The following is a 20,880-nucleotide window of genomic DNA, read 5'->3' as shown; positions in this document are numbered from 1 at the left end:
CGTCACGGTGAGCATACGGGAGGTAACGATGAGACACCGGAAGGTCGCGGACGTGATGACCACCGAGGTGGCGACCGCGCGTGAGGGCACCACGTTCAAGGAGATCGTCGCGATGCTGCATCTGCGCGACGTCAGCGGCGTGCCGGTGCTCGACGTGGACGACCGGGTGGTCGGCATTGTCACCCAGGCGGACCTGTTGCCCAAGCAGGGCGCGCAGGAGCCGGTCCGGGCGCGCTCCGGGTGGGACCGGCTGCCGCGCCCGCGGAGCCGGGACCGGGCGCAGGCCACCACCGCCGCCGGCCTGATGGCGACGCCGGTGATCACCATCGGCCCGGATGCCACCGTGGTCGAGGCGGCGCGGTCGCTCTACGGACACGGGATCAAGCGGCTTCCGGTGGTGGACACCGACGGCCGGCTGATCGGCATCGTCAGCCGCCGCGACCTGCTCTCGGTGTTCCTGCGCACCGACGAGGAGATCGCCCGGGAGATCACCCGCGAGGTGTTCGGCCGCAACCTCGGCATCCCGGTCGGCCCGGACACCGTGATCGTCCAGGTCCGCCGCGGCATGGTCACCCTGCGCGGCGAGTTGGACCGCCGGAGCACCATCCCGATCGCCGAACGCCTCAGCGCACAGGTCGACGGCGTCATCGACGTCCGCTCCCACCTCACCTACGCCCTCGACGACACCAGCATCCGCATCCCCGACTCGATGACCGTCGACATCACCCACGAACCCGAGCGGATCTGACCCACGCCGCGGCAGCACCGTCCGGCATGCTCGAGGCATGACGGAGATCGAGTACCTGCTCCCGCTCAGCACGTCGGCCGAGGAGGGGGACCGCCGGGCCGAGGTGGCGGTGCTGCCGGTGGGCAGCTTCGAGCAGCATGGCGCCCTGCTTCCGCTGATCACCGACACCGTGGTCGCGGTCACGGTCACCAAGGCCATCGCGGCCGCCTATCCGGTGCTGCAACTGCCGCCGGTCACGATCTCGTGCTCGCACGAGCATGCCGGCTGGGCGGGCACCGTGAGCATCTCGGCGGCCACGCTGTACGCGGTGATCAACGACGTCGCCGCCTCGCTGCGCGCGGGCGGGATCGACCGGCTGGTCGTCGTCAACGGGCACGGCGGCAACTACGTACTGTCCAATGTGGTCCAGGAGGCCGGCCCGCGCGGGCACCGGATGGCGCTGTTCCCGACCGAGGTCGACTGGCTGACGGCGCGCGCCGCGGGCGGGATCCGCACACATCCGGACAGCGACATGCACGCCGGCGAGTTGGAGACCTCGCTGCTGTTGCACGCCCATCCGGGTCTGGTGCGGCCCGACTACGCCGCGCACGACCACCTTGCCGACGAGCGGAACCGGATGCTCACGCTCGGACTGGCCGCCTACACGGCGTCCGGTGTGGTCGGCCTGCCCTCCCTGGCCTCCGCCGAGAAGGGCCGCGACGTGCTGGCCAGCCTGGTCGCGTCGTTCGCCGACGTGCTCTCCGCGTTGAGCACTCCGTCCAGGTGAGGCAGGAAATGCCCGAGCCGCTCGCGCTTGGTGCGCAGGTAGGGCAGGTTGGACTCGCTCGGGGTGACCAGCAGCGGAACCCGCTCGCTGATCAGAATTCCGTAGCGCAGCAACGAGTCCAGCTTCTTCGGGTTGTTCGACAGCAGCCGGACCGAGGAGATGCCGAGGTCGTGCAGGATCTCCGCGGCCATCCCGTAGTCCCGGGCGTCCACCGGCAGGCCGAGCGCCACGTTCGCCTCGACTGTGTCCAGCCCTTCCTCCTGCAGCGCCATCGCGCGCAGCTTGGCCAGCAGCCCGATCCCCCGGCCCTCGTGGCCCTTCATGTAGATGAGCACGCCGGCACCCTCGGCCACGATCGCCCGCAGCGCGGCGGCGAGCTGGTCGCCGCACTCGCACCGGGTGGAGCCGAACACGTCGCCGGTCAGACACTCCGAGTGCACCCGGGTGAGCGCGCCACGCCGCCGGATCTCCCCGTACACCAGCGCGACGTGCTCATCGTCGCGGTCCCGGTCCAGGTAGCCGACGGCGCGGAAGTTCCCGTGCACGGTGGGCAGGTTGATGTCCACCACCCGTTCGATCGCCGTCTGCGGCCCCACTTCGGCCAGGCCGGTCATGATGTGACTCCTTCTTTCTGCGGCGCCGTACGGCGAGCGAGCATCAGGATGCCGGGCAGGCTCGCCACCAGCCCGAGCACCCCATAGATCATGGCGGCGGTGAGCCCCTGCGCGGAGCCCAACCCCGCGGCCCCGAACAAGAGTGCGGTTACCCCTTCTCGCGGCCCGAAACCCCCGATGTTGACCGGCAGTCCCATCGCCAGCAGCGACAGCACGACCAGCGGCACGATCTGGGTGACCGGCGCGGTGACCCCCGCGGCGTGCGCGGCGATCACGAACAGCGCGACATGCCCGGCCAGCGCGGCGGCGGACAGCGCGACCACGCCCGGCCACGCGTTCCTGGCCAGCAGGCCGACCCGGACGTCGTCGAACGCGCGGCCCCAGCGCGAGTCCGGCCGCACCCGGCCGCGGGCCGCGAGGAACGCGATCGCCAGCAACGCCACCGCGCCGAGGGCGACCAGGATGATGTCCCGGACCGGGGCGATCACCGGGAGGGTGAGCAGCACCCCGACCGCCGCGGCGATGATCACCGCCTGGCCGGCGGTCCGCTCGAGCAGCACCGCTCGCACGCCGCGGCCGACGTCGCCTTCCTGCTTGCCGTGCCGGACCGCGCGGTGTACGTCGCCGAGCACGCCGGCCGGCAGCACCGCGTTGAGGAACAGCGCCCGGTAGTAGTCGCCGACCGCCTGCCCGAGCGGCAGCCGCAGGCCGAGCCTGCGGGCCACGAGGCACCAGCGCAGGGCGCACAGCACCGTGGTGGCCGCGCCGATGCCCAGCGCGGCGAGCACCTCGGGGGCGTCGATCCGGCTCAGGCCCTCCAGGAAGCTGCGCGCACCCAATTGCCACACCAGCGCCACGACGATGCCCAGCCCGATCAGCAGGCGCAGCCACGGCCACGCCGCCCGCAGGCGCGACCGGCCGGTGCCGGGTTCGGGCGGCGCGACGCGAAGATCCGGATCGGCCGGGGTCTCGAGAGTCAGACCGCGCATGACGGCTCCCGCCACAGCCGGGTCAGCACGCCCGCCAGGCGGCGCGCGGCCATGTCCCAGTCCTCGAGCAGCCGGCGCCGGTCCCGGGCCGAGGACCGCAACCGGTCCCGCAGCCGGGCCTCGGTGAGGAACCGGCGCAGCGCGTTGGACAGCGCCGCCGCGTCGCCGGGCGGCACCAGGATTCCGGGCACCCCGCCGTCCGGGCCCTTGCCCAGCGTGTCCGGCAGGGCGCCGGCCGCACTGGCCAGCACCGGCACCCCGCGGGCAAGCGCCTCGGTCACCGCCATGCCGTAGGTCTCCGCCCGGGACGGCAGCACCACCAGGTCGGCGGCCGAATACCGGGGCGCGAGGTCGGTCGGCGGCAGCGGGCCGGCCAGCGTGATCCGGCCGGACAACCCGCGCAGCGAGATCAGCCGGAGCAGCCGCTCGACGTAGCCGGGGTGGCTGCTCACCGCGCCGATGCACTCGCAGTACCAGGGCAGGTCGGCCACTCCGGCCAGTGCCTCGACCAGCACGTCCTGCCCCTTGCGCGGGGTGACCGAGGCGACGCAGAGCAGCCGCGAGTAACCGTCGGTGCCGTGCGCGAGCGGCGCCGGGTCGGTCCCGGGCGGGGCCACGTGCACCCGGTTCGGGTCCAGGCCGTGGTGGCTGATCAACCGGCGGGCCGCCCACGGGCTGGTGGCCACCACCGCGGTCACCGCCTGCAGGGTCTCCCGCTCCCGGGCGTCGAGGTCGGTGGCCAGCGTCGCGGGCAGGCCGGTCTCGTCGCCGAGCGGCAGGTGCAGCAGCACCGCGAGGCGCAGCCGCTTCGCGGCCGGCACGATGACCTCCGGCACGCCGCACGCCACCAGGCCGTCGACCAGCACGACCGACCCGTCCGGCAGCGCGGCCAGGGTCATGGCCAGCTCGGCCCGGGCGGCGCGGTCCGGCAGCGGCCAGGATCCGGGCACCGAGACCTCGTTGACCCAGCTCGACAGGATCTCGCTCATCCGGCGGTCGTAGAGGTTGCCGCCGCTCGGCCGCGACACGTCATCGACGCCGCCGGGCAGCACGAACGTCGTCACCGATGCGGTCATAGCTTCCTCCCGTAGCTGGCCCAGGCCACATGCGACTCACGCAGGGTGACCGTGATCTCGGTCAGTCCCCGGGCGCCCGCACCGAGTTCGCCCGCGGCCACCTGCTCCGCCAGCCGGTCGGCGACCACCTTGGCCAGAAACTCGGTCGAGGTGTTCGTTCCGGCGAACTCGGGGAGGTCGTCGAGGTTGCGATAGTTGAGGTCGCCGAGCACCGCACCGAGCGCACGCGTGGCCAGTCCGATGTCGACGACCAGGTTGTCGTCGTCGAGCTCGGGCCGGTGGAACGTGGCGTCCACGATGAACGTCGCGCCGTGCAGCCGTTGCGCGGGGCCGAAGACCTCGCCGCGGAAGCTGTGCGCGACCATCATGTGATCACGGACGGTAAGGCTGAACAAGCGATCTCCTTGACGATGAGCTAGCGGGCGTCATACCTAACACGGAGGCAAGGCCCAGTCAGTTCACCCGTGATTAACCGGGGTAGTGCGGCGGGCAGTTCGTCGAACCTGCACTCGTCGGTCAATATCGCGTCGAACCCCGGATCCGTGAGCAGCTCCATGGCGATGACCAGGCGTTCCGCGTAGCCGCGGCGCCCGCGCTGGGCCGGCGATACCACACCGACCTGGCTTGCGCGAAGCACCAGGCGACGTGAGTGAAACCACTCTCCGAGCGGGACGCTCACCCGCCGGTCGCCGTACCAGCTCAGCTCAACGACCACGCCCTCCGGGGCGAGCAGCTCCAGCGACCGGGCCAGGCCGGCCTCGCTCGCGCTGGTGTGCACGACCAGGTCACGGTCCGCATCGGCGTCCCGCGGCGCGGCGAAGTCCAGTCCGAGCGCGGCGGCGAGCTTGGCCCGGTTCGGGTCGACGTCCACCAGCTGCACCCGGGCGGCCGGGAACCCGGCGAGCACCTTGGCCACGCATGCGCCGACCATCCCGGCGCCGACCACCGTGATCCGGTCGCCGAGCCGGGGCGCCGCGTCCCATACGGCGTTCACCGCGGTCTCCACCGTGCCGGCCAGCACCGCCCGGGCGGCCGGCACCTCGTCCGGCACGACGGTCACCGCGGTCGCCGGGACCACGTAGGCGGTCTGGTGCGGGTAGAGGCAGAACACCGTCCGGCCGCGCAGCCGGTCCGGGCCCTGCTCGACGACGCCGACGTTGAGATAGCCGTACTTGACCGGAGCCGGGAAGTCGCCGTCCTGGAACGGGGCGCGCATGGCCTGGTGCTGGCTGGCCGGGACGGCACCGCGGAACACCAGCGACTCGGTGCCGCGGCTCACCGCGGAGTAGAGCGTGCGAACCAGCACGTCGCCCTCGCCCGGGGTGGGTAGCTCGACCGGCCGGACCTCGCCGTGACCGGGTGCACGGAGCCAGAACGCTCGTTCCATCGGCTCCGTCCTCCTCGGGCTATGCTGCCGGTCACCATACGTGCCTGGCGGAGGTCGCGGTGGCAGGGCTTCCGGTGCGTGTGACGCTTGCGGGTCTGGTAGCGCAGCTGATGTTGCTGGCTGCCCTTGCGACCGTGGTACGCCTCGGCCCGGCGGGCTGGCTGGTCGGCAGCGGATACGCGCTGACCGCCTACACCGTCCTTGGCCTGGCCTTGCACAGGTTGGGTGCCCGGTCGTTCGGCCCGGCAAACCGGATCACGTTGCTCAGGGCCGTCCTGGTGGGTGGCGTGGCGGCGCTGATCGCGGCCGATGCGCCGGCCCGGGTGCTGGTCCCGGTCGCGGCGACCGCCCTGCTGATGGACGCGGTGGACGGTCTGGTCGCCCGGCGGGAAGGCGAGCACTCCCGGCTCGGTGCCCGGTTCGACCTCGAGGTGGACGCCGCGCTGATCCTGCTGCTCAGCATCGAGGTGGCCGGCTGGCTGGGTCCCTGGGTGCTGGCGATCGGGGCGATGCGCTACGTGTTCGTCGCCGCCGGCCGGGTGCTGCCCTGGCTGCGCCGCCCGGTACCGGCCGGCCGGACCGCCAAGGCGGTGGCCGCCGCGCAGGGCGTCGTCCTGGTCACGGTGGCCTCCGGCCTGCTCCCGATGCGGCTCGCGGTGGCCGGGACGGCCCTGGCACTCGCCGCGCTCACCTGGTCCTTCGCCCGCGACGTCGGCTGGCTGTACCGGAACCGGCTCAGAGGTTGCGGATCCCGTCCCGGATCCGGCGCAGCGTCTCCAGATCCGGTGGGGCCGCCGGCCAGTTCACCAGCTCGACCCGATGATCCGGGTCGAGCACGACCAGGCGGGTGACCGTTGTCGGTCGGGGCGGCCAGGTCCGGTACACCGTCGGCGTCCTGCGCATTCCGCGACATTAAGAAAGCCAATTCTGTCCGTCAATCGGGGCTTTTTTGAAATCCCCTAACGTTGATCATTGTCTGGGCTAGGGGGTTGGGGGATGATCCCCCGGTGACCGCCACCGCACCCGAGAATGCGCCCGAACTGCCCTCCGTTGCCCGCAAGGGGCTCAAGCTTGGCGCGATCGGTTTGTTGTCCAGCATCGTGATCGCGGTGGCCTCGACCGCGCCCGGGTACAGCGCGGCCGCCACGCTCGGCGGCATCGCCCAGGAGGTCGGCGACCGGGCCCCGATCGTCATGTTGCTCGCCTTTCTGCCGATGCTGTTCATCTCCTACGCCTACAAGTCGCTCAACAGCGAGACGCCGGACTGCGGGACCAGCTTCACCTGGGTGGCCCGGGTGCTCGGCCGGCGCACCGGCTGGCTGACCGGCTGGGTGATCGTGGTCGCCGACGTGATCGTGATGGCCTCCCTCGCCCAGATCGCGGCCAGCTACTCGTTCCAGCTGCTCGGCCTGGAGTCCTTGGCGGACAACAAGTTGGCCCTCATCGCCGCCGGCTCGGCATGGATCCTGGTGATGACCTGGATCGCCTGGCGCGGCATCGAGATGTCCGCGCGCACGCAGTACGTCCTGCTCGGCGCCGAGCTGATCATCCTGGCGGTGTTCTCGGTGGTGGCGCTGGTCAAGGTCTACACCGGAACGGCCGGCGAACAGGCGATCACGTTGTCCTGGAGCTGGTTCAACCCGTTCACCCTGTCGTTCAGCGCGTTGTCCGCCGGTTTCCTGCTCGCCGTGTTCATCTACTGGGGCTGGGACTCGGCGGTGTCGGTGAACGAGGAAACCCAGAACCCGTCGGTGAACCCGGGCCGCTCCGCCGTGATCTCCACCGTGCTGCTCCTGCTGACCTACCTGATGATCACCATCGCCACCCAGGCCTTCGCCGGCGTCGGCACCGAGGGCATCGGCCTGGCCAACCCCGCCAACGAGGACGACGTGTTCGCCGTGCTCGGTCCCGAAGTCCTGGGCAGTTGGGGCGCCAAACTGGTGATCCTCGCGGTCCTCACCTCCGCCGCCGCCTCCACCCAGACCACCATCCTGCCCACCGCCCGCACCACCCTCGCCATGGCGGCATACCAGGCACTGCCCCGTTCCTTCGGCACCGTCCATCCCCGCTACCAGACGCCGACGCTGTCCACCTGGGCCATGGGCGTGGTGTCCGTCGCCTGCTTCGCCGGTTTCTACATCGTCTCCGAAGGCAGCCTCGCCGACCTGGTCCTGTCGATCGGCCTGTTGATCGCGTTCTACTATGGACTCACCGGCGTCGCCTCCGCCTGGCACTTCCGCCAATCGCTGCGCGCCGGTCCCAAACCCGCCCTCCAGCAAGTCATCCTGCCGTTCCTCGGCGCGCTCCTCCTCTTCGCCGCTTTCGTCAAGACCGCCCTCGATCTGCTCGATCCCGGCTCCGGCGACACGACGCTGTTCGGCGTCGGTGGCGCCTTTCTCTACGGCATCGGCTCGATCCTGCTCGGCGTGGTCCTGATGATCGTCTACCAACTCGTCTCGCCCAGCTATTTCCGCGGCGACACCATGGATACGAAATGACGACGCTGCGGAGTTTGCTGGAGAGCTACGCCGGATCCGTGCCCGGCGCGGTGGGGCTGGTCGGGCGGGGGGACCACGTCGAGGTGGCGGCGGTCGGCGAGGTCGAGCAGGACAGCATCTTCCGGCTCGCCTCGGCCGCGAAGCCGATCACCGCGGCCGCGGTGATGATGCTGGTCGAGGCGGGCCTGGTCGGGTTGGCCGACCCGGTCGACCCATGGCTGCCGGAGTTGGCCGAACCCCGGGTGGTCCGGACCCCGGAGTCGCCCCTTGACGACACCGTGCCGGCCCGACGGGCGATCACGGTGCGGGATCTGCTCGATTTCCGCGCGGGGTACGGGTTCACCGATTTCGAGCTACCCGCGGTGGCGGCCCTTTTCGAGCGGGTGCAGGACATCTACGACCCGAAGATCGTCGGGCCGGTGGACGAGTGGATGGCCGAACTGTCCCGGATTCCGATGCTGCACCAGCCGGGCGAGGCGTGGCTGTACAACACCTGTTCGGACCTGCAGGGGGTGCTGATCGCCCGGGTCTCCGGACAGTCGCTGCCGGACTTCCTGGCCGAGCGGATATTCCAGCCGCTCGGCATGGTGGACACCGCATTCCATGTGCCGCAAGAAAAGCGGGACCGGTTCACGACGCAGTACCGCAACGGCCCGGACGGGCTGACGGCGGTCGACGGACCAGACGGGCTGTGGAGCCGGCCGCCGAGCTTCCCGGCGGGGGCCGGTGGACTGGTCTCGACCGCCGCGGACTGCCACCGGTTCGGCCGGATGCTGCTGGCCGGTGGGCAGCACCTGCTGTCCGAGCGGTCGGTTCGGCAGATGATGACCGACCAGCTCACCGCCGCGCAGCGGGCCGCGAGCGCGGCGTTCCTGGACGGCCAGGGTTGGGGGTTCGGCGGCGCGGTCGATGTCGAGCCGACCGAGCCGTGGAATGTCCCCGGCCGGTACGGCTGGTCCGGCGGCACCGGTACCAGCCTGCACGTCGTTCCGGATACCGGCACGGTCACCGTGCTGCTCACCCAGGTGGAGCTGGACAGCCCGACCCCACCAGAGGTGATGCGTGCGTTCTGGCGCTACAGCGCGGTGACATAAGGACCGGTGATCCCGCACTTTCGCTGGGACGTAACGACAGCAGTTAATCCCCGAAGAGGCGGAACAGCTGGGAGTTCTCGTCCGGACCGGCGAGCAGGTACAGCGCGCCGCCGACGACGACCGCCGCGGTCACCCGGCCGGTTGGGCCGGACACCTCGCGGGGCGTCGACCAGGTTTGCCCGTCCCACCGGGCGATCCACACCCGGTCGCCCTCGGTGTACACCTGGGTCAGTGCGCCGTCGTGCCACACCGGCGCGACAACCTTGTCGTTGTCTCCGACCGGAGCCGGCGGCACATCGGGCAACCGCGTCCATTGACCGCCCGAGAACTGCCACACGGCCAGCCGGTTGTCCACCCGTCCGGCCACGCCGCAGGTGGACTCCCAGCACCGCACGGCCAGCGCCGCGTTGACCCGGCCGGCGCCGGGCAACTCCGCGACGGTCCAGCCGGTCACCCCGGAGCCGGACCGCCACACCGCGGCCGGTTGGCCGGCCGGGGTCAGCCGCCAGCCGGCGATCAGGACGCCCTGGTCCAGCGCGGTGGCCGAGATCGGGAAGTTGAGCCCGTCCAGCGTGCTCTGCAGCGCCGTGCCGGCCGAGTCCTGCCGGTTCCAGCTGGTGTCCGCATTGGTCCAGACCGCGATGTCCAGCCCGGCGCTCGCGCTGCCCCACGACCCGATCAGCGCGGGCCCGTGCGGGGTCTGCACGGCGTCCACCAGCTCACCGGCCCCCCACCCGCCGAACGTGCTGAACCCCTGAGGCTGCTCGGCGAGACCCGCCGCCGTGCCGTTCCACACGCTCCACCGCACGTTGCTGTGCGCGCCGCCGCGCTCGCCACCGATGGCCACGATCCGGTCACCGTCGGAGACGATCGAGTACCACAGGGCCAACTTCCCGTACGGGCTCGCCGGCGCGACCGGGATCTCGGTCACGGCACCGTCGCCGGCTCGCCGGAGCAGCCCGGGCACCTGGTCCCGGCGCACCCCGATCAGCAGCCCGTCGGCGCCGTGTCCGGCCAGCACCACCGGCGCCGCGCCGGCCGGCAGATCGATCCGGCTCGCCGGCATCGTCGGGAACTCCTCGGCGGGGCCGCAACCGAGCACGGCCACCAGGACGATCACCAGCCACGCCACCGAGAACCTCATGCCCGAGACTAACCTCCGGCCGAGCGCTCGGCCCAAGCCTGCTTGGCCAGATCGACGTCCGGTGAGCTCAGGCAGTCCGCGACGATCTCCCGGGCCCGGCCGTAGGACTGCTCGAAGGTCATCTCGAACGCCGACCGGATCTGCTCCTTGATGCCGGCGGCGGCCAGCCGCGGTATCTCGGCGTAGCGCAACGCGATCTCCCTGGCCCGGCGCTCGAAGCGCCGGTTCGGCAACAGGTGGTCGACCAGACCGATGTCCAGCGCCTCGGTCGCGCCGATCGGCTTGCCGAGCACGGCAAGGCGCATGGCCCGACCCATGCCGACGAACCGCGGCAGCCGCCAGCCGGCCATGCCCGGAATCAGGCCCTCGAGCGTGGCCGGCAGGCCGAGCGTCGCGTCCGCCCGCGCCACCCGGATGTCGCAGGCGAGCGCCAGCTGCAGCCCGCCGCCGAGGCAGTAGCCGTGGATCTGCGCGACGACGATCGGCCGCATCCGCTCCAGCACGGTGAAAGCCCGTTCCTGGACCGGGAAGAACTCCGGCGGCATGCCGCTCTCGCCCATCATGTCCAGATCCAGTCCGGCGCAGAAGGCCCGGCCGGCACCGCGGACGACGACCACCCGCACCGCCGGATCGCGGGACAGCTCGCCGGCAGCGGCCTCCAGGTCCCGCACCCAGGTCAGGCTCATGGCGTTCAGCTTCTCCGGGCGGTTGAGCACGATCTCGCCGATCGGACCCTCGCGGCGCGCGAACACTACTGGACTACTCATGCCCACGTCGTATCAACCGCGGGCCGGCCGGCGGTAGGGGCTGGTGGCCCTGATCACTTCAGTCCGGAACATTCCGGCACAAGACGCTCGGTTGCCGGCTGCGGGCCAAATAACATGAGCGGGTGGGTGATCCGTCGCGGGCAACAGGCCGCTCCGCCGTCGTCGCACTGTTCGCCGTTGCCGGATGCGCGTTGCTCGCGGCCACGACGCTGACCGTGTTCGTGGTCCTCGACGACGCACCCGAGAGCTCGGCGCCGGCCGCGGTCGCCGCCAGCCGGCCCTCCCCGACGACGGCCCCGCCACCCGGGCCGCGCAATCCCGTGGAGCTCAAGCCGATCTGCCTGATCGGCTCGTGGCGCACGGTCGACGAGCGTTTCATGATCAAGTTCTACACCGACCAGGGCCTGATCCCGTTCGTCGCAAGTGGACGGACGTTCACCTTCCGGCCGGACGGCACCGGGGTGATGTCCGAGGACGGCGTGGTCTACACCGGTTCGTTCCGAGGCAACCAACTGCGCATCGTCGGCCACGGCAACCTGGAGTTCACCTGGACGGCAGACGACAAGACGCTCACCTACGTGTCCTACACCCGGTCCGACCTGTCGTTCGCCTACTTCGACCAGCGCGGGCACCTGTCCACCCAACCGGTCAACGCGGACCCGCAGCACAACGAAGTCGACAACTACACCTGCGAAGGCAACCGGATGACCGAGAGCAACCCGGCGACCCAGTACCAGTCGGCCTGGGTGCGCACCGCCGACTTCGGGATGTACTGATGGCCGCCCGGATCGCGACCCTGGGTGTCACCGCGGCGGCGCTGCTGCTGGCGGTTCCCCCGCCCGTGGCGGCGCAGCCGTCCAGCCCGGAGGAACTGGCCGCCGCCGTGGCCCGGCCGGCGGTGGTGCTGATCCAGGTTTCCTGGCGCGGCTGGGTCCGGGACCGGCGCACCGGCGAGGTGTTCGGCGGCAACCCGGGCTATCACGTGACGGTCACCTGCACCGGCACCGTGATCAGCCCGGACGGCTACGTGGCGACCGCGAGCCACTGTGTCCACACCGGAGCCATGGGCGGCAGCGCGGTGCTGTTCGACGCCGCCGCCACCGACCTGGCCCGGGTCGGCCGGGTCACCGACCCGGCACGGGCCCGGGCCCTGCTCGCGGAGCACGCCGTGGCCGAGGGCGCCAAGGCGGACAGCGCGGTGGATCGCCAGATCCAGGTGCGGTTCGGCGACGACATCGCGCCGGCCACCGTGGCGAACGTGGTGGCGCCGGACCAGGGGGATGTCGCCGTGCTCAAGGTGCCGCGCGACCGACTGCCCGCGGTGGCGATCCGGCCGGACCCGGCGCCGGTCGGCACCCCGATCCTGGCCATCGGCTACCCGGGATCGGTGGAGGAGGCCGGCGACCGGCCGGAGCCGAGCACCAAGAACGGCCAGATCTCCGCGCAGCGCACCCATGACGAGCACCCGTTCTACGAGTTCAGCGCGGCCGCCACACACGGCATGAGCGGCGGCCCGGTGGTGGACATGCAGGGCCGGGTGGTCGGGCTGATCAGCCGAGGCACCCCGGGCGAGACCCAGTCGTTCAACCTGGCCACGGCCGCCGCGACACTGCTGGATGTGGTGCGGGACAAGGAGATCAACGCCGAGCAGGGCGCGCACGACCGCAACTACCGGTCCGGCCTCGACCGGTACTACGCCGGCGACTACGACGGCTCGGTGGAGTTCCTCGACGCGGTGCTTGCCGCCGCGCCCGAGCACGAACAGGCCGCGGCATACCGGAAACTGGCCGTGGAACGGGGCGGGTCGGTCGGGTCCGGCAACCCCCTGCTTCTGGTGTTCCTGTTCCTCAGCGCGGGAATCGGGCTGCTGGCCGGCGGACTCGGCCTGGCCGTGCTCCGGCTGCACCGGCGCGCCCTGCTGTCCACCATGGACACACCGCCGTTCGGTTTTCCGTTGCCGGCGCAGGTGAGCGAGGGACCGACCGAGGTGACCTCGGACGCGCCGACGGTCAGGAATTCTGGTCCCGATCCCGCGCCGCCCGTTCCACCTCGGCCAGATCCTTCGCCGTGACCAGGCGCAGCTCGGCCGCGCGCCGGGCGACGGCGAACCGGATGTTCTGCAGCCGGCCGGCATGCTGGGCCAGGTACGGGTCGTCCCGGGGACCGAAGGCGATCGACGAGATCGTCCGGATCACGTCGTCCACCCGCTGCGAACGGTCCAGCGACCAGGTGTAGCCGTTCCAGTACCGCACCCGCTCGAAGATCTCCCGGTTGGACGGCGGCCGCGGATAGTCGTCCCGGCCGTCCAGCCACGGCTCGGTCAGCGCCAGCGCCACGAACCACTCCCGGCTGCCCCGAGTCAACCGTGGCCCTTCCGCCGTCGCGTCTCCCCCGTCCGGGGTGTCCGGCCCGGCCGGCGCGTCCGCCCGGTCCCGCTGCACGTCGATGCTGATCACCAGATCGGCCAGGCCGTCGCCGGTGCGCCGGCCGAGCAGCAGGACCAGCTGGCTCTCCCCGTCGTCCAGCAGCGCCGACATCGACCGGGTCAGGATCACCCGGCGGGCCCCGCCGGGCGCGTCGAACAGCCCGGACAGCTGGGCTTCGCCGGAGCCCAGCCAGTTCAGCGTGACCGTGTCGCCGTCCACCACCAGCTCGCCCACCAGCCGGGACACGTGCGGAGCGCAGTCCGGCAGGGCCAACGCGGTCCGACCGGCCTCGCGGGCGAACTGCGGCGCCCGCCCGAACAGCAGCCGCTCCCCCGGCCCCAGCACCACCGAGGCCATCCCCGCTCCGCGCACCACGACCCGAGTCATCGCGCCGCTCAGCTCGGGCACCGGGGCGGATCGCCCCGCTCGGGCCCGATCGCGCGCCACTCCTCGGCCAGCCGGTCCTGATCGAGCAGACCGCAGATCGTCCGCACGGCGGTCTGCGGCCGCAGGTCCCACAGCCGCGCCGTGCCGTCCGCGCTGCCGGTGACCACCAGGTCGTCACCGGCGAAGCTCACGTCGTTCAGCTCGTCGCCGTGTCGGTCCAGCCGGGCGACCGGACGCTTGCCGGGCACGTCCCACAACCGCAGCACCTGGTCCTGGCTGGCGGTGGCCAGCATGGCGCCGTCCGGGCTGAACGCCACGGCGCGGACCACCGCATCATGGCTGAACTCGGCGATCTCCTGACCGTCCCCGACCCGCCACAGCCGCACCTTCCGGTCCAGCCCGCCGGTCGCCAGCAGCGCACCGTCCGGGCTGAACGCCACGTTCACCGCCTGGCCGTCGTGTCCTGGCAGGACCCGGAAAGCGGCCCCCGGATCGGCCAGATCCATCAGCACCACCTTGCCGTCGGACACGGCGACCGCGAGGAGGCCGTCCGGGCTGAACGCCAGGCCGGCCGGGCTGCCGTCGACGCCCTCGCCGGGGACCTTTGTGGACCGGCGGGCGATGAGGCTCAGATCCGCCGCCTCCAGCAGCAACACCGCTTCGTGGACGTTGTCGTCGTCTCCGTCCGGGGGCGAGCTGCTGGCCACGGCGATGGTCTCGCCGCCCGGTCCGACCGCAACCCGGCCGAGGGTGGCGCCCGGCCGGGTGAACCGCCGCTTCTCCGCCCCGGTCGCGACGTCCCACACGATGAGCGCGCCGTCGGTGCCCGCCGTGACCAATTCGGTGCCGCCGGGCAGGAACGCCACCCCCGGCACGGCGTCGGTGTGCCCGGCCAGGCGGCGGACCCGGTCGCCGGTGGTGCGGTCGAAGAGAATCACCGCGCCGTCGCCGCTCGTCGTGGCCACGAGATCACCGCCGGGCTGGGCCGCCACGCCGATCACCGCGGTGCCGGGCACGTCGAGGACCACGCGCTCGAACGCCCACAGGGTGACCGAACCGTCCGCGTTCGCGCTGAACAGCGTGTGCCCGTCGGCGGTGGCGGCCAGGTCGAACTTGCCGGTCGCACCGGTGCCAAGCCGCAGCAGCTCGCGGCCGGTTCCCGGGTCCCAGGCGTAGATGGTCGGTGCCGACCCTGCGGCGATCAGCGCGCCCTGCGGGGTGAACGCCACCGCGTTGACCGCGAGGTCGACGGTTTCCCAGAGCTGACTCTGGGTCCAGGACCTGGTGTCCCACACCCGGACCTCCCCGCCGAAGGCGCTGCTGGCCAACTGCCCGCCGGTGGCGTCGAAGTCCAGGTCGGTGATGTCCTCGGCGTGGCCGGTCAGGGTGGCCAGGACGGCGCCGTCGCTGGTCCGGTGCACGATCACCTTCTCCTTGCTGGTGATCGCGATCATGGTGCCGTCCGGGCTCAGGGTCATCCGCAGTGAGTTGTCGGCCCCGGCGAACCGGGCCAGCTCGGCCTGGCTCGCCGTGTCCCAGATCTTGACCACGCCGCCGTGGTTGGCGGCCAGCAGCTTGCCGTCCCGGGACAGCGCCGTGTCCAGCGCCGCGCCGGGCACCTCGAACACCTTTCGCCGGTCCGGCACGCTCCACAGGGTCACGAAGTGCCGGATCGAGTCGGCGGCGGCGAGCAGCCGGCCGTCGGCGCTCATCGACACGACGCGGTACCAGCCTTCCTCGCTCTCGTCCAGAACGGCGATTTGACGTCGTTGCGACACGTCCCACAGGCGCAGCGATCCGTCCCGGCTGCCGGTCGCGGCCACCTGGCCGTCGCCGCTGACCGCGACCGAGGTGACGTTGTCCGTGTGGCCGGTCATCAGGCCCCGGTAGTGGTCGGTCTGGTTGGCCAGCAACGCGCTGCGCGCCTCGACGGTCTCGTCGGCCCGCCAGGCGCCGAGGGCGAGCAGCGCCACCCGGCGGGCGTCGATCCCGCGGGCCAGGGCGGACTCGGCGGCGAGCGTGCGGGACAGGTTGGCCCGCGCGCCCTCGTCCGCGCGGCCGCGCTCGGCCACCGCCTCGCGCTGCGAGCGGGTGGCCACGAACACGGCCACCGATGCCACCACGAGCAGCACGCTCAGCCCGGCCACCAGCATCCGCAGCCGGCGGGTGCGGCGCCGGGCGGTGAGCTGCCCGGCGTGCTCGGCGGCGTTGGATCTGGCCAGGAACTCCTGCTCGGCCGGCTGCAGTTGGACCCGGCCCCAGGCGCCTTCCAGCCAGGTGTTCAAAGTGGACAGCCGAACGCCGCGGTACAGGTCGTCGTCGTGCCGGCCGGAGTCGGTCCAGGTGCGCACCGCGTCACCCAGCCTGCGGTGCTGCACCAGGCCGGCCCGGTCCTCGTCGATCCAGTCACGCAGCCGCGGCCACGCGGTGAGCAGCGCCTCGTGGGCCAGCCGGGCACCGGTGTCGTCCACGGTCACCAGCCGGGTGGCGATCAGCCGGTCCAGGATCGGGCGCAGGGTGCCGAACTCGTGCGGGTCGACCCGCCGCCGGGCCACCCCGCCGTCGTCCAGCACGGTCACCAGACGCAGCAGGATCGCCCGCAGCGCGTACCGTCCGGACGGGTCCAGCCGGTCGTAGACCTCCTCGGCGGTCCGGGCGACCGCGCCGTCGATCCCGCCCGCCGCGCGATAGGCGGCCAGGGTCAGGCTGCGCCCGTCGCCGTGGTTCCAGGTCTCCCGCAGGGCGTGCGCCAGCCGGGGCAGCGCGCCGGGGTCGTAGCCGATCTCGCCGCGCACCCCCAGATCGGCGATCAGCCGCTCGGGCAGCCCCGGTTCCACCTCCACGCCCGCGTCCCGGGCCGGGGCCACGATCGCCTGGCGCAGCTCGGTGGGGTCCATCGGCCCGAGCAGCACCGGCGCGGTCAGCGCCGGCAGCAGCGGGGTCAGCTCGATGCACCGCTCCATCAGGTCGGCCCGCACGGCCACCAGCACCAGCGCCGGATGGGCGTTGGCCAGCGCCGTGGCGAACGCGATCCGGTCCGGATACGGGGTTCCGTGCGTGAACAGCTCCTCGAACTGGTCCACCACGATCACCGGCCGGACCGGCGAGGTGCCCATCGCCATGGCGCACCGGGCACCGAAGTCCGTTGGCGCGGTCCGAATCGTGCGGGCCAACTCCTCGGGACCGGCGCCGATCTGGTTGGCCACCGAGTAGGCCAGGGTGGCGATCGGGTCGGGCCCCGGCGTGATCACGATCTGCGGCCAGACGGCCGGTTCGGCCCCGTCGGCCGCGGCCAGCGCGGGCAGCAGCCCGGCCCGCAGCACCGAGGACTTGCCGGCCCCGGACGCTCCGACCAGCACCACCGGCTCCCCGCCGTCGAGCTGCTCGGCCAGACGCACCAACAGATCCGTCACCACATGGTCGCGGCCGTAGAACAGATCGGCGTCGGCCTTGTCGAACCCGCGCAGGCCGGGATAGGGGCAGTCCGGCGCCCGGTCGTCCAGGCGGCGCTGCGGCGGCTTGCGCACCGCCGAGGACTTCAGGATCGCCCGGACCAGCCGGGCCTGGTCCCGGTCCCGGCCCGGGCCCTGCTCGGTCGGCGCGGCGGACTTCACCGTCAGTCCGGTATAGGCGGCCGCCACCGCCGCGGTCATCATCGCCGCCGCGGTCGGGAACCGGCGAGCCGGATCCTTGGCCAAACCCCGCCGCACCACATCGTCCAACGCCGCCGTGATGGTCGGCACGAACACCGACGGCGCCGGCGCGGGCTGCAACAGATGCGCGGCCACCTTGGCCGCCGGATCGGTACCCGGATGCGGCAACCGCCCGGTCAGACACTCGAACAGCACGCACGCCAACGAGTACTGATCCGCCCGGCCGTCGACCACGCCACCGGACAGCCGCTCCGGCGCCATGTAGTCCCAGGACCCGACCAGATCACCGGACCTGGTCAGCTCGGTGGCCTCCGGCGAGGTCTCCCTCGCGATACCGAAATCGGCCAGATAGGCATGCCCGTCCCGGTCGATCAGAATGTTCGACGGCTTGACATCGCGGTGCACCAACCCGCTGGTATGCGCCGCCTCCAACGCCAACGCCACCTGGGTCAGGATCGTGATCGCCTGGTCCTGGCCGATCGTTCCCGCACCCAACGCCCGGCGCAGGTCGGTCCCGTCCACCAGCATCATGTCCAGGAACAGCTGCCCGTCGATCTCCCCGGCAGCGTTCACCGGGATCACGTTGGGGTGATCCAGGTTCGCCACGATCCGCGCCTCACGCTGAAACCTGGCCCGGAAGTCGTGGTCGGAGACCGACGCGGGCAGCCGCTTCAACGCGATCACCCGGTCATGCGCGGTGTCATAGGCCTTGTGCACCACACCCATGCCACCCTGACCGAGCAACTCGAGAATGCGATACGGCCCAAACTCCGGTAAGTCCGTCCGGCCGGCCTCGGCCATCCCCGCGACCACCAGGGCAACCCCCTATGCTTCGCCGTCGCATCAGACTAGCGAATCACTGGTCACGGTTGGGGCAGATCAGCCCGCCTCTTGCCAGGGCCGGGCGTGCTTGTCGACCAGTTCGGCGAGCCAGTACAGCCGGGCGACGGAGCGTTCGCGGAGCAGCGGGACGGGGTCGGCGGCGCCGACGGTGTCGCTCCAGATGGCCCGGCCGGCGAGGAAGCCGGACGCGCCGGACCGGCAGGCCAGCTCGACGGTGCGCGGGAAGTCCGCAATGGACACTCCCTGGGACAGCACGACCCAGGGTACCGGCATCGCGTTGGTGATTCGGGTGCAGACGTCGGCCACCTCGGCCGGGTCGCCGACGCCTGCGCGCGGCATCTGCGTCTTGTACAGCGCCGGTCTCAGCGCGCCGAGCTCACGGGCCGCATCCACCTGCAACCGGTCCGGGTTCTCCCCTGGCGCCGGCCGGATCACGCCCTCCAGCACCGACATCAGCCCGGCCGCCGCACACGACCGGACGAATTCCGCGGCCATGCCGATCCGCCGGTCGGCGTTGCCGTCGTTGCGCCAGACCACCAGCAGCTTGAGCGCCGCGGCACCGCGGCTGCGCGCCTCGCCCGGGTCGATCACCCGGTCGATAACCGTGTCCGAAACCCGCCCATCGTCCTGATAGGACAGTGAGTCGGCGGCCAGGATCAGGCCGCAGTCCGGCGGCAGCAGCCGTTCCTCGGTCACCGTGCGGAATCCGTACTCGCGGTCGATGAGAAACCCGGACGCGTGCCGGCCGACCTCGCGGGCTACGGCGAGCTTGAACCGGATCAACGTGTCGTCGTCGACCGGTCCACCGCGCTGCGCGGCGATCATGCTGCGCAGGCTCTCCCGCTGGTCCATCGCGACCATCGCCAGACCGCCGGACGGGCGAGCGAGGGCGTCCAGGCTCATCGTGTTGCCTCCCGCAGAAAGTCGTCGGTGTAGATCTTCTGGTACCGCGCGGCCCGGTCGGTGTCGCGGGGCAGTGCCAGCGAAGGAAGCACGTCCGGATCGAGGCCGAGGGCCCGGCCGGCGAGCAACGCCGACCCGACGACGGCCGCGTCGGCGACGGCGCACAGCCGGGCCGGGCCGGGCAGCACGTCGCCCTTGATCCGCATCCAGGTCTCGTTGCGGGACGGACCGCCGAGCACCAGCCCGGTCCCGGGTGCCATGCCGTGGATCTCGGCCTGGTCCTCGGCCATCCACCGCACCTGGAAACAGGCCCCCTCGAGCACGGCGACCGCGAGGTCCGCCGGCCCGTGTGCCGCGGTCACCCCATGCAGGGTCATCCGGCGCGTCGGGTCGGGTGCCGGTGCCGCCCGACCGGAAAGGTAGGGCTGCACGACGATCCCGGTCGGCCGCGGAACCTCGCGCACCAGCCGGTGGAACGCCGCCGGACCGGGCGTACCGAGCAGCCGGTCCGACGCCCACCACGCCAGCCGCCCGCTGCCCGGGAACCCGGACACCAGCGCCCAGTGCGCACCGTCGACGTATCTGTTCCACGACATCCCCCGGGCCATCGCTGAACGACCCGGTGGCGTTTCGGTCAACGTCAGCACGGCCTCGGCAGTTCCCATCGAGTCCACGGTCACGCCGGGAGCCCGGGCACCGGCGGCCCACGAGGCCACCAGATGGTCGTGCCCGGCGACCACGACCGGGGTGCCGGCGCGCAGCCCGCCGGAGTCGCCGGCGACCCGGCCGGCCACCCCGGTGGCGACCCGGGGCAGCCGCTCGGGTCCCAGCCCGGCGGCCGCGGCCAGGTCCTCGTCCCAGGCGCCGGTGTGCTGGTTGAACGCCCCGGTCCGGCCGGCCAGCGTCGGGTCGGTCACCGGCTCCCCGGTGAGCGCGCAGGCGACCAGGTCCGCGGCACCCACCCAGATCCGCATCCCCTCGTGCACCTCCGGCCGGCGCCGGCGCAGCCCCAGCCAGCGGGCCAACGGGGTCTTGGCGGCCAGCCGCACGCCGGTGGCGTCGAACAGCGCCGCCCGGCCGAGCAACTCCTCGATCGTGCCGGCGTCCTCGCCGCCGCGCGGATCGTCCCAGCGCAGCATCGGCAGCATCGGCCGCAACTCGTCGTCCAGCGCCACCCCGGTCTCGGCCATGCCGGTGATCCCGACCGCCTCGGGCGGCGCGCCGGCCCGTTCGACGCAGGCGGTCAGGTCCTCGAGCACGCCGGCCACCAGTTCGGCGGCGTCGCGCCCGGTCGGGCGGCGCTGTTGGGCAACCCGCTCGCCCGCGGCGGTGTACACACCCACCTTGCAGTTGGTGCTGCCGACGTCGACCCCGGCCAGCAAGACCGGCCGGTCCGTCACGTCGCGGCAACCGGGCGAGAAGTCACCCGGTCAATCTAGGTCAGCAGGATGCGACCGCAACCCGTCCGGGCGCGCGGCCCAAGTGGACGGCGGGCAGCACCAGCCGGACGGCGACGCCGGCGAGCGGAAACAGAGCGCCGAGAATCAGCCATCCGGGGGTACCCAGCCCGAGCACCAGCGTGCTG

17 protein-coding genes and 1 pseudogene are annotated in these 20,880 nt (G+C 72.2%); 7 read left to right on the top strand and 11 right to left on the bottom strand.

The genetic code is table 11. The annotated features are described in order from the left end of the window. The first annotated feature begins 28 nt into the window (after nucleotides 1–28). Both VFV67_RS33310 and VFV67_RS33305 read left to right on the top strand, forming a co-directional pair. Entirely contained in the window at nucleotides 29–748 is a 720-nt protein-coding gene (locus tag VFV67_RS33310) for a CBS domain-containing protein (RefSeq protein ID WP_326474690.1), read from the top strand. Nucleotides 749–785: 37 nt separating this feature from the next. After that, nucleotides 786–1,514 (top strand): creatininase family protein, encoded by a 729-nt coding sequence (locus tag VFV67_RS33305; protein WP_326474689.1) that lies wholly within the window; start codon nucleotides 786–788, stop codon nucleotides 1,512–1,514. Between the two features lie 59 nt (nucleotides 1,515–1,573). Here VFV67_RS33305 and ribA read toward each other — a convergent pair. The 5 genes and pseudogenes from ribA to VFV67_RS33280 all read right to left on the bottom strand — a co-directional run. Next, nucleotides 1,574–2,128, bottom strand: a pseudogene (gene ribA / locus VFV67_RS33300) (GTP cyclohydrolase II); the annotation flags it as partial. After that, nucleotides 2,125–3,117 carry a lysylphosphatidylglycerol synthase transmembrane domain-containing protein gene (locus VFV67_RS33295; RefSeq protein ID WP_326474688.1) on the bottom strand — a complete coding sequence of 331 codons (993 nt, stop codon included), beginning with the start codon at nucleotides 3,115–3,117 and terminating at the stop codon, nucleotides 2,125–2,127. The pseudogene ribA and the gene VFV67_RS33295, both read right to left, overlap by 4 nt. Then, a complete protein-coding gene (locus tag VFV67_RS33290; RefSeq protein ID WP_326474687.1) occupies nucleotides 3,105–4,193 on the bottom strand; it encodes a glycosyltransferase family 4 protein in 1,089 nt (362 codons plus the stop codon). The genes VFV67_RS33295 and VFV67_RS33290 overlap by 13 nt, the downstream gene beginning before the upstream one ends. Next, entirely contained in the window at nucleotides 4,190–4,588 is a 399-nt protein-coding gene (locus VFV67_RS33285; protein WP_326474686.1) for a 6-carboxytetrahydropterin synthase, read from the bottom strand. Before VFV67_RS33285 ends, VFV67_RS33290 begins: the two co-directional genes overlap by 4 nt. Nucleotides 4,589–4,608: 20 nt before the next feature. Next, entirely contained in the window at nucleotides 4,609–5,580 is a 972-nt protein-coding gene (locus VFV67_RS33280; RefSeq protein ID WP_326474685.1) for a zinc-binding alcohol dehydrogenase, read from the bottom strand. 74 nt (nucleotides 5,581–5,654) lie between these two features. Here VFV67_RS33280 and VFV67_RS33275 point away from each other — a divergent pair, with 74 nt between their 5' ends. The 3 genes from VFV67_RS33275 (at nucleotide 5,655) to VFV67_RS33265 (ending at nucleotide 9,172) form a co-directional block, all read left to right on the top strand. Further along, nucleotides 5,655–6,431, top strand: a complete 777-nt coding sequence (locus VFV67_RS33275) for a CDP-alcohol phosphatidyltransferase family protein (protein WP_326474684.1) — start codon at nucleotides 5,655–5,657, stop codon at nucleotides 6,429–6,431. Nucleotides 6,432–6,587: 156 nt separating this feature from the next. Further along, nucleotides 6,588–8,078, top strand: coding sequence for an APC family permease (locus tag VFV67_RS33270; protein WP_326474683.1), 1,491 nt, complete (start codon nucleotides 6,588–6,590; stop codon nucleotides 8,076–8,078). Beyond that, nucleotides 8,075–9,172 (top strand): serine hydrolase domain-containing protein, encoded by a 1,098-nt coding sequence (locus VFV67_RS33265; protein ID WP_326474682.1) that lies wholly within the window; start codon nucleotides 8,075–8,077, stop codon nucleotides 9,170–9,172. Before VFV67_RS33270 ends, VFV67_RS33265 begins: the two co-directional genes overlap by 4 nt. A gap of 43 nt (nucleotides 9,173–9,215) precedes the next feature. Here the strand turns inward: VFV67_RS33265 and VFV67_RS33260 are convergent, their stop codons facing one another. Both VFV67_RS33260 and VFV67_RS33255 read right to left on the bottom strand, forming a co-directional pair. Further along, nucleotides 9,216–10,316 (bottom strand): hypothetical protein, encoded by a 1,101-nt coding sequence (locus tag VFV67_RS33260; RefSeq protein ID WP_326474681.1) that lies wholly within the window; start codon nucleotides 10,314–10,316, stop codon nucleotides 9,216–9,218. 8 nt (nucleotides 10,317–10,324) lie between these two features. Then, nucleotides 10,325–11,083, bottom strand: coding sequence for an enoyl-CoA hydratase/isomerase family protein (locus VFV67_RS33255; RefSeq protein WP_326474680.1), 759 nt, complete (start codon nucleotides 11,081–11,083; stop codon nucleotides 10,325–10,327). Between the two features lie 122 nt (nucleotides 11,084–11,205). Between VFV67_RS33255 and VFV67_RS33250 the strand changes: the two genes are divergently transcribed. Continuing rightward, nucleotides 11,206–11,859, top strand: coding sequence for a hypothetical protein (locus VFV67_RS33250; RefSeq protein ID WP_326474679.1), 654 nt, complete (start codon nucleotides 11,206–11,208; stop codon nucleotides 11,857–11,859). After that, on the top strand, nucleotides 11,859–13,154 hold the full coding sequence (locus VFV67_RS33245) for a serine protease (RefSeq protein WP_326474678.1): 1,296 nt from the start codon (nucleotides 11,859–11,861) through the stop codon (nucleotides 13,152–13,154). The genes VFV67_RS33250 and VFV67_RS33245 overlap by 1 nt, the downstream gene beginning before the upstream one ends. Here VFV67_RS33245 and VFV67_RS33240 read toward each other — a convergent pair. The 4 genes from VFV67_RS33240 to VFV67_RS33225 all read right to left on the bottom strand — a co-directional run bounded on the left by VFV67_RS33240 (nucleotide 13,093) and on the right by VFV67_RS33225 (nucleotide 20,695). After that, entirely contained in the window at nucleotides 13,093–13,917 is an 825-nt protein-coding gene (locus tag VFV67_RS33240; protein ID WP_326474677.1) for a hypothetical protein, read from the bottom strand. The two genes, VFV67_RS33245 and VFV67_RS33240, sit on opposite strands and share 62 nt — an antisense overlap. After that, on the bottom strand, nucleotides 13,905–18,350 hold the full coding sequence (locus tag VFV67_RS33235; protein ID WP_326474696.1) for a serine/threonine-protein kinase: 4,446 nt from the start codon (nucleotides 18,348–18,350) through the stop codon (nucleotides 13,905–13,907). The genes VFV67_RS33240 and VFV67_RS33235 overlap by 13 nt, the downstream gene beginning before the upstream one ends. A 78-nt stretch (nucleotides 18,351–18,428) precedes the next feature. Continuing rightward, nucleotides 18,429–19,295 (bottom strand): hypothetical protein, encoded by an 867-nt coding sequence (locus VFV67_RS33230; protein ID WP_326474676.1) that lies wholly within the window; start codon nucleotides 19,293–19,295, stop codon nucleotides 18,429–18,431. Then, nucleotides 19,292–20,695: an FGGY-family carbohydrate kinase gene (locus VFV67_RS33225; RefSeq protein ID WP_326474675.1), complete on the bottom strand. Its 1,404-nt coding sequence runs from the start codon at nucleotides 20,693–20,695 to the stop codon at nucleotides 19,292–19,294. Before VFV67_RS33225 ends, VFV67_RS33230 begins: the two co-directional genes overlap by 4 nt. Between the last annotated feature and the right edge of the window lie 185 nt (nucleotides 20,696–20,880).

The organism is Actinophytocola sp., from assembly GCF_035762905.1.
Lineage (GTDB): Bacteria > Actinomycetota > Actinomycetes > Mycobacteriales > Pseudonocardiaceae > DASYTH01.
This window is presented reverse-complemented; position numbering and strand designations above follow the sequence as displayed.

Coding starts and splice junctions, on each gene's coding strand:
- VFV67_RS33310 (WP_326474690.1), top strand. CDS start 29: ATGAGACACCGGAAGGTCGCGGACGTGATGACCACCGAGGTGGCGACC.
- VFV67_RS33305 (WP_326474689.1), top strand. CDS start 786: ATGACGGAGATCGAGTACCTGCTCCCGCTCAGCACGTCGGCCGAGGAG.
- VFV67_RS33295 (WP_326474688.1), bottom strand. CDS start 3,117: ATGCGCGGTCTGACTCTCGAGACCCCGGCCGATCCGGATCTTCGCGTC.
- VFV67_RS33290 (WP_326474687.1), bottom strand. CDS start 4,193: ATGACCGCATCGGTGACGACGTTCGTGCTGCCCGGCGGCGTCGATGAC.
- VFV67_RS33280 (WP_326474685.1), bottom strand. CDS start 5,580: ATGGAACGAGCGTTCTGGCTCCGTGCACCCGGTCACGGCGAGGTCCGG.
- VFV67_RS33265 (WP_326474682.1), top strand. CDS start 8,075: ATGACGACGCTGCGGAGTTTGCTGGAGAGCTACGCCGGATCCGTGCCC.
- VFV67_RS33260 (WP_326474681.1), bottom strand. CDS start 10,316: ATGAGGTTCTCGGTGGCGTGGCTGGTGATCGTCCTGGTGGCCGTGCTC.
- VFV67_RS33255 (WP_326474680.1), bottom strand. CDS start 11,083: ATGAGTAGTCCAGTAGTGTTCGCGCGCCGCGAGGGTCCGATCGGCGAG.
- VFV67_RS33245 (WP_326474678.1), top strand. CDS start 11,859: ATGGCCGCCCGGATCGCGACCCTGGGTGTCACCGCGGCGGCGCTGCTG.
- VFV67_RS33235 (WP_326474696.1), bottom strand. CDS start 18,350: ATGGCCGAGGCCGGCCGGACGGACTTACCGGAGTTTGGGCCGTATCGC.
- VFV67_RS33230 (WP_326474676.1), bottom strand. CDS start 19,295: ATGAGCCTGGACGCCCTCGCTCGCCCGTCCGGCGGTCTGGCGATGGTC.